Here is a 6,805-nt window from a genome sequence, read left to right on the forward strand (position 1 = left end):
CTGATCAAGCGCGACGATGCGCAGGCACGCGACGCAGAGGCCGACGACATGCTGGACACACCGCCGCCACGTGGCACCGCCCGCACGCGTGCGGCAGCGACCAAGCGCGCACCCACCGGCGCTGCAGCCAAGGCCGGCAAACGCACGGCCACGCCCGCGCGCAAGGCCGATGCGCGCTGGCGCACCCGCGCGCTGGCGCTGGATGGCGCGCGCGACGCCCCTTACCCGCCCGGCTTCAAGCCCCAGCTGACCGACCACCGCGCCACCGCACCGGACGGCGACGGCTGGCTGCACGAGATCAAATGGGACGGGTACCGCCTGCTGGCCGAGGTCAACGACGGGGTGGTAGCGCTGCGCTCGCGTGGCGGCCTGAACTGGACCGACGATTTTCCCGAGGTAGTGCAGGCCATCGCGGCGTTGCCGGTGCGCGACGTGCGCCTGGACGGCGAGCTGGTGGTGCTTGATGCGCAGGGCCGCAGCGATTTCACTGCCTTGCAGAAGGTCATCGACGGCACTGCCAAACAGCCGCTGCGCTACGTGGTGTTCGACATGCCCGGCATCGCCGGGGTGGATATCAGCCGCAGCGCGCTGCTGCAGCGCAAGGCACTGCTCAAGGAGCTGATCGGTCCGGGGCCGGGCACGCTGGCCTACAGCGACCACGTGCTTGACCATGGACCGGCGGTGTTTGCCGCCAGTGGCGAGGCCGGGTTCGAGGGCATCATCAGCAAGCGTGTGGACGCGCCCTACGTCAACGCGCGCTCGCCGGCGTGGATCAAGATCAAGCACGAGAGCACCGACGAATTCCTGATCGTGGGCTACACCGACCCCAAGGGCGCGCGCAGCGGCTTCGGCTCGCTGTTGATGGCCACCCCGGACAAGGGCGGCCTGCGCTACGTAGGGCGGGTCGGCACCGGGTTCGATGATGCGCTGCTGGGCGCGCTCACCCGGCAGCTGAAGCCGCTGGCCGTGGCCGACGCGGGGGTGGACCTGCCCGCGCACGTGCCGTTCAAGGCGCGCAGCGTGCATTGGGTGAAACCGGTGCTGGTGGCCGAGGTGGCCTTCCGCGGCTGGGCCAAGGAAGGGCTGCTGCGCCAGGCCAGCTTCAAACGGCTGCGCGAGGACAAGTCTGCCGGCGACCTGGGCGCGGCAGGCCAGGCGACGGAGAAGGCCAAGGGCATGAACAAGACAACGCGCAAGGCCAAGGCCGATGCACAGGCGGCAGGCGACGCCCCCGATGGCGTCAGCATCAGCCATCCCGAGCGGGTGGTGTTCGCCAAGACGAAGATCACCAAGGGCGAGGTGGCCGACTACTACCGGCAGATGGCGCGCTGGGTGTTGCCCGAAGTTGCAGCGCGGCCGCTGTCGGTGCTGCGTTGCCCGGACGGCGTGGACAAGCCCTGCTTCTTCCAGAAACACCACGGCACCGGACTGGGCGAGGCGGTGCGCGCGATACCGCTGGAACAGAAGAGCGGGCGCGAAGATTACCTGTACATCGAAGACGTGGCCGGGCTGCTGCAACTGGTGCAGATGAACACCCTGGAGCTGCATCCCTGGGGCGCCACCGTGGCCGATCCAGAGCATCCGGACCGGCTGGTGTTCGACCTGGACCCCGGCGACGGGGTGAGCTGGGCGCAGGTGAAGGCGGCCGCACGCGATGTGCGCGACCGGCTGCTGGACACCGGCCTGCAGAGCTTCGTGCGGCTGTCCGGGGGCAAGGGCGTGCACGTGGTGGTGCCGTTGCAGCCCAAGGCCGACTGGGCCCAGGCCAAGGACTTCTGCGAGGCGTTCGCGCAGGCCATGGCCGAACATGCGCCGGACCGCTACGTGGCCACGATGAGCAAGGCCAAGCGCACCGGGGTGATCTTCATCGACTGGCTGCGCAACGCGCGGGGCGCCACCAGTGTCAGTTCCTGGTCACTGCGCGCGCGGCCCGGTGCAGGCGTGGCGGTGCCGCTGCGCTGGGAAGAGCTGGGCCGCATCACGGCGGCCGATGCGTTCCCCATGGCCAAGGCGCTGCAGCGGGCGCAGCGCCTGAAGCAGGATCCGTGGGACGGGATCGACGCGGTGAAGCAGGTGCTGCCGGGGGCGTGACGCCGTAAGGCGTGCGCCAACGGCCGGTCGCCCTACTGTGGCCGATAACGCGCGCCCAGCCAGATGCCGACGGCCTGCAGCGGCAGCGAGAGCAGCAGCACCAGCACGAACCAGAACGGGAAGTCGCTGCCCAGGTCCCAGGCGGCGAAGACCGAGGCGGCGGCGATCACCGCCCACACCACGCCGCCGTGTACGTAAGGCAGCGTCGGCGCGTAGCGCGCGGCGAACGCGGTGGCGGCCAGGCCGCCGAGAATGGTCCAGCCCAGGTCCCAGGCCAGGCGCGGCTGCCCGCCGTCGGCCAGGCCGATCCAAGGCGCGATCCAGCCGGCCGCGCCGCTGACCATGCCGAGCACGAACAGCGCCACCACCAAGCACAGCACGGACAGCACGACGGTCTTGGCAAGCGACAACGCGGACATGGCGATCCAGGGCAACGGGACGGTGCCCATTATGGACGCCTGCGTGGGGTCAGACCTTGCCGGCGTCCTTCAGCTGCGCGAACTCGTCATCGCTGAACAGCCGCGAGCGCACCAGGAAGCGTACGCCCTCGCCGTTTTCCAGCGAGAACATGCCGCCGCGCCCGGGCACCACGTCGATGATCAGCTGGGTATGCTTCCAGTACGCGAACTGCGACGCGCTGATGTAGAACGGCGCACCGCCGATCTCGCCCAGCTGCACGTCGCGGTCGCCCACGATGAAATCCCCCTGGGCAAAGCACATCGGCGAGGAGCCATCGCAGCAGCCCCCGGATTGGTGGAACAACAGCGGTCCGTGGCGGGCGTGCAGCGTGTGGATCAGCTGCAGTGCGGCCAGGGTGGCGGTTACCTGGGGCGGTTGGGTGTTCATCGTTGGGGGTTCCTGGGAGCCGGCCAGCGGCCGGCACTACCGGTGCGGGTGCGGCCTGCCTTGTGCGTCAGGCGTTGAGGTCCAGCACCACGCGGCCTTCGATCTTGCCGGCGTGCATGCGCGCGAAGATGTCGTTGATGTTCTCGAGCGAATCGCTGGTGACCGTGGCCGCGACCTTGCCCTGCTCGGCGAATTCCAGCGATTCCTGCAGGTCCAGGCGGGTGCCCACGATCGAGCCGCGCACGGTGATGCCGTTGAGCACCATGCCGAAGATGTCCAGCGGGAAATCGCCCGGCGGCAGGCCGTTCAACGACACCGTGCCACCACGGCGGACCATGCCGAGCGCCTGCTCGAAGGCCTTCGGCGATACCGCCGTGACCAGCGCACCGTGTGCGCCGCCGATCTCCTTCTTCAGGAACGCGGCCGGGTCGGTAGTGCGTGCATTGATGGTGATCGTGGCACCCAGCCGCTCGGCCAGGGCGAGCTTGCCGTCGTCGATGTCCACGGCGGCCACGTTCAAGCCCATCGCCTTGGCGTACTGCACCGCCATGTGGCCCAGCCCGCCGATGCCGGAGATCACCACCCATTGGCCGGGCTTGGTATCGGTGACCTTCAGGCCCTTGTACACGGTGACGCCGGCGCACAGGATCGGTGCGACCTCGATGAAGCCGATGCCCTTGGGCAGCAGGCCCACATAGTTGGCATTGGCCAACGCGTACTCGGCGAAGCCGCCGTTGACCGAATAGCCGGTGTTCTGCTGCGCTTCGCACAGCGTTTCCCAGCCGCCCAGGCAGTGCTCGCAGTGGCCACAGGCCGAATACAGCCACGGAATGCCGACACGGTCGCCCTCGCGGATATGGGTGACGCCTGCGCCCACCGCGACCACGTGGCCCACGCCTTCATGGCCCGGAATGAAGGGCGGGTTGGGCTTGACCGGCCAGTCGCCGTCGACCGCATGCAGGTCGGTATGGCATACGCCGCACGCTTCGATCTTCACCAGGATGTCGCCCGGGCCGGGGCGCGGCACCTGCACTTCCTCGATGCGCAACGGCTTGCCGAATTCGCGGACGACCGCGGCCTTCATGGTCTTGTTCATGCGTGGATCTCCGTGGATTGCCAATGACAGCACTGTGGCGCCGGCCTCATGCCGGCGCCTTGATCGTGATCAAGCAGGGCGCGGGCTCAGAAGAAGCCCAGCTTCTTCGGCGAGTAGCTGACCAGCAGGTTCTTGGTCTGCTGGTAATGGTCGAGCATCATCTTGTGGTTCTCGCGGCCGATGCCGGACTGCTTGTAGCCGCCGAACGCGGCATGCGCCGGATAGGCGTGGTAGCAGTTGGTCCACACCCGACCGGCCTGGATGCCGCGACCCATGCGGTACAGACGCGAGGCATCGCGGCTCCATACGCCCGCGCCCAGCCCGTACAGCGTGTCGTTGGCGATCTCCAGCGCCTCTTCCTCGGTCTTGAAGGTGGTCACCGACACCACCGGCCCGAAGATTTCTTCCTGGAACACGCGCATCTTGTTGTGGCCCTTGAACACGGTGGGCTGCACGTAGAAGCCCCCGGCCAGGTCGCCGTCGAGGCTGGCCTGCTCGCCGCCGATCAGCACCTGCGCGCCTTCCTGCCTGCCGATGTCGAAGTAGGACAGGATCTTTTCCAACTGCTCGGACGACGCCTGCGCGCCGACCATGGTGTTGGGGTCCAGCGGGTTGCCCTGCTTGATCGCGGCCACGCGCTTGAGCGCGCGTTCCATGAATCTTTCGTAGATCGACTCCTGGATCAGCGCGCGCGACGGGCAGGTACACACTTCGCCCTGGTTGAAGGCGAACAGCACGAAGCCTTCGATGGCCTTGTCCAGGAAATCGTCGTCCTCGGCCATCACGTCGGCGAAGAAGATGTTGGGTGACTTGCCGCCCAGCTCCAGCGTCACCGGGATCAGGTTCTGGCTGGCGTACTGCATGATCAGCCGGCCGGTGGTGGTTTCACCGGTGAAGGCGATCTTGGCGATGCGCGGGTTGGACGCCAGCGGCTTGCCCGCTTCCACGCCGAAACCATTGACCACGTTGAGCACGCCCTTCGGCAGCAGGTCGCCGATCACCTCCATCAGCACCAGGATCGAGGCCGGCGTCTGTTCGGCCGGCTTGAGCACCACGCAGTTGCCGGCGGCCAGTGCCGGGGCCAGCTTCCAGGCGGCCATCAGCATCGGGAAGTTCCACGGGATGATCTGCCCGACCACGCCGAGCGGCTCGTGGAAGTGGTAGGCGATGGTGTCCTTGTCGATCTCCGACAGGCTGCCTTCCTGCGCGCGCACCGCAGCGGCGAAGTAGCGGAAGTGGTCGGCCATCAGCGGGATGTCGGCGTTGAGTGTTTCGCGGATCGGCTTGCCGTTGTCCCAGGTCTCGGCATGCGCAAGCAGCTCGAGGTTCGCCTCGATGCGGTCGGCGATCCTGTTGAGGAGGTTGGCGCGGTCGGTGGTGGAGGTGTCGGCCCAGGCGCGTTTGGCGGCATGCGCCGCATCCAGCGCGGCCTCGATGTCCTCGGCGTTGGAGCGGGCCACCTCGGTGAAGACCTTGCCGGTGACCGGGGTGGTGTTCTCGAAGTACTGGCCGCTGCGCGGCGCCACCCACTCCCCGCCGATGTAGTTGCCGTAGCGCGGCTTGAAGATGGACTGCGGGTCGGTGGCGTGCGGCTTGGCGGACGTGACGGCATTCATGGGTACATCTCCGGATGGCAGTGGACAGGCCCGCAAGGCTCAGGCCTGCAAGGGTCTGTTGCATGGCGCAAGGACGGTGCCAGGTTCGGAGTGGTGCGCTGCGGCATGGGGCGGCCCGGCGCACGGATTGGGCGGGGCCGTTGAAACTGATGCGGTGCACCACGCAAGGTCATTGCACGGTAACGCCGGGTGTGGTGTTTATCGGAACAGGCCCCGCTACAACTGTCGCAGATTGCGACACTGGAGAATCCAGGTGTCCCAGCGTCCGCTCCAGCACCGTGTCGGCAACGCACGCCGCTCGTTTTTCGAGCGCGGCGCGGCGCCGATCGGCATCGTGCCCGATACCATCCTGCAGTCGTGGCAGCGCTGCCAGCGCGGCGGGCTGTCGGTGGATGCGCAGCCGGACGTCGAGCCGCTGCCGGACGCACGCCTGCGCGAGTTGCGCCAGCGGCAGGAAACGCTGTGGCGGCTGGCACGGCCGGAGCTGGATGGCCTGGCCGCCGACATCGCCGCGACCGGCAGCATCGCGCTGCTGACCGACGAAGCGGGCTGGATTCTGGACGCCGAGGGCAACCCGGCGTTCCTCGACAAGGCCGGGCGCGTGGCCCTGATGCCGGGCGTGCGTTGGGATGAAACCACGGTGGGCACCAATGCGATCGGCACCGCGATCGTCGAAGGCCGCTCGGTGGAGGTGCGCGGTGGCGAGCACTACTTCGCCCCGCACGCGATCCTGACGTGTTCGGCCACGCCGATCTTCGATCCCTACGGGCAGCGCGTGGGGGTACTGGATATCTCCGGCGACGCACGCCAGCAGCACCTGCATGCGCGCGTCCTGGCGCGGCAGGCGGTGGCGCACATCGAGCACCGTTATTTCGAGGCCGGGCTGAGCGATTGCGAGGTGGTCCGCCTGCACCACGACGCCGGCCTGCTGGGGACCGCGCGCGAAGGCGTGCTCGGCTTCCGCAATGGCCGCCTGGTGGCCGCCAACCGCGCCGGACTGGCCCTGTTCGGGCTGGACCATGGCGACATCGGCAGGGCGCCCTACGCGGCGCTGTTCGATGGGCCGCTGTCGCGGCTGCACGACGATGGCGCGCTGGTCGACCGCCAGGGCCGCGCGCTGTACGGGCACCTGAGCCCGGCCGGCGGTGCCAGGGTG

The 6,805-nt window shown here is 68.4% G+C and carries 6 protein-coding genes; 2 read left to right on the forward strand and 4 right to left on the reverse strand.

Translation table 11 applies throughout. The features are described from left to right. Nucleotides 1-2,091: DNA ligase D (gene ligD, locus DBR34_RS09365; protein WP_128096585.1), on the forward strand; the 2,091-nt coding region annotated here is incomplete at its 5' end. A 32-nt stretch (nucleotides 2,092-2,123) separates the two neighbouring features. Here the strand turns inward: ligD and DBR34_RS09370 are convergent. From DBR34_RS09370 to adh, 4 genes are all read right to left on the reverse strand, one after another. Continuing rightward, on the reverse strand, nucleotides 2,124-2,540 hold the full coding sequence (locus DBR34_RS09370) for a hypothetical protein (protein ID WP_258223779.1): 417 nt from the start codon (nucleotides 2,538-2,540) through the stop codon (nucleotides 2,124-2,126). 19 nt (nucleotides 2,541-2,559) lie between these two features. Then, nucleotides 2,560-2,937, reverse strand: a complete 378-nt coding sequence (locus DBR34_RS09375; protein WP_128096586.1) for a DUF779 domain-containing protein — start codon at nucleotides 2,935-2,937, stop codon at nucleotides 2,560-2,562. Nucleotides 2,938-3,004: 67 nt separating this feature from the next. Then, nucleotides 3,005-4,033 (reverse strand): alcohol dehydrogenase AdhP, encoded by a 1,029-nt coding sequence (adhP, locus tag DBR34_RS09380; RefSeq protein ID WP_128096587.1) that lies wholly within the window; start codon nucleotides 4,031-4,033, stop codon nucleotides 3,005-3,007. An 86-nt stretch (nucleotides 4,034-4,119) separates the two neighbouring features. After that, nucleotides 4,120-5,649, reverse strand: coding sequence for an aldehyde dehydrogenase (gene adh, locus DBR34_RS09385; protein WP_128096588.1), 1,530 nt, complete (start codon nucleotides 5,647-5,649; stop codon nucleotides 4,120-4,122). Nucleotides 5,650-5,902: 253 nt separating this feature from the next. Here adh and DBR34_RS22485 point away from each other — a divergent pair. Then, nucleotides 5,903-6,805, forward strand: a 903-nt coding sequence (locus DBR34_RS22485; RefSeq protein ID WP_343125610.1) for a GAF domain-containing protein, incomplete at its 3' end; no start/stop codon positions are given.

This window comes from Stenotrophomonas sp. HMWF003 (assembly GCF_003061285.1).
GTDB classification, from domain to species: Bacteria; Pseudomonadota; Gammaproteobacteria; order Xanthomonadales; family Xanthomonadaceae; genus Stenotrophomonas; species Stenotrophomonas maltophilia_AP.

Coding starts and splice junctions, on each gene's coding strand:
- DBR34_RS09370 (WP_258223779.1), bottom strand. CDS start 2,540: ATGGGCACCGTCCCGTTGCCCTGGATCGCCATGTCCGCGTTGTCGCTT.
- DBR34_RS09375 (WP_128096586.1), bottom strand. CDS start 2,937: ATGAACACCCAACCGCCCCAGGTAACCGCCACCCTGGCCGCACTGCAG.
- adhP (WP_128096587.1), bottom strand. CDS start 4,033: ATGAACAAGACCATGAAGGCCGCGGTCGTCCGCGAATTCGGCAAGCCG.
- adh (WP_128096588.1), bottom strand. CDS start 5,649: ATGAATGCCGTCACGTCCGCCAAGCCGCACGCCACCGACCCGCAGTCC.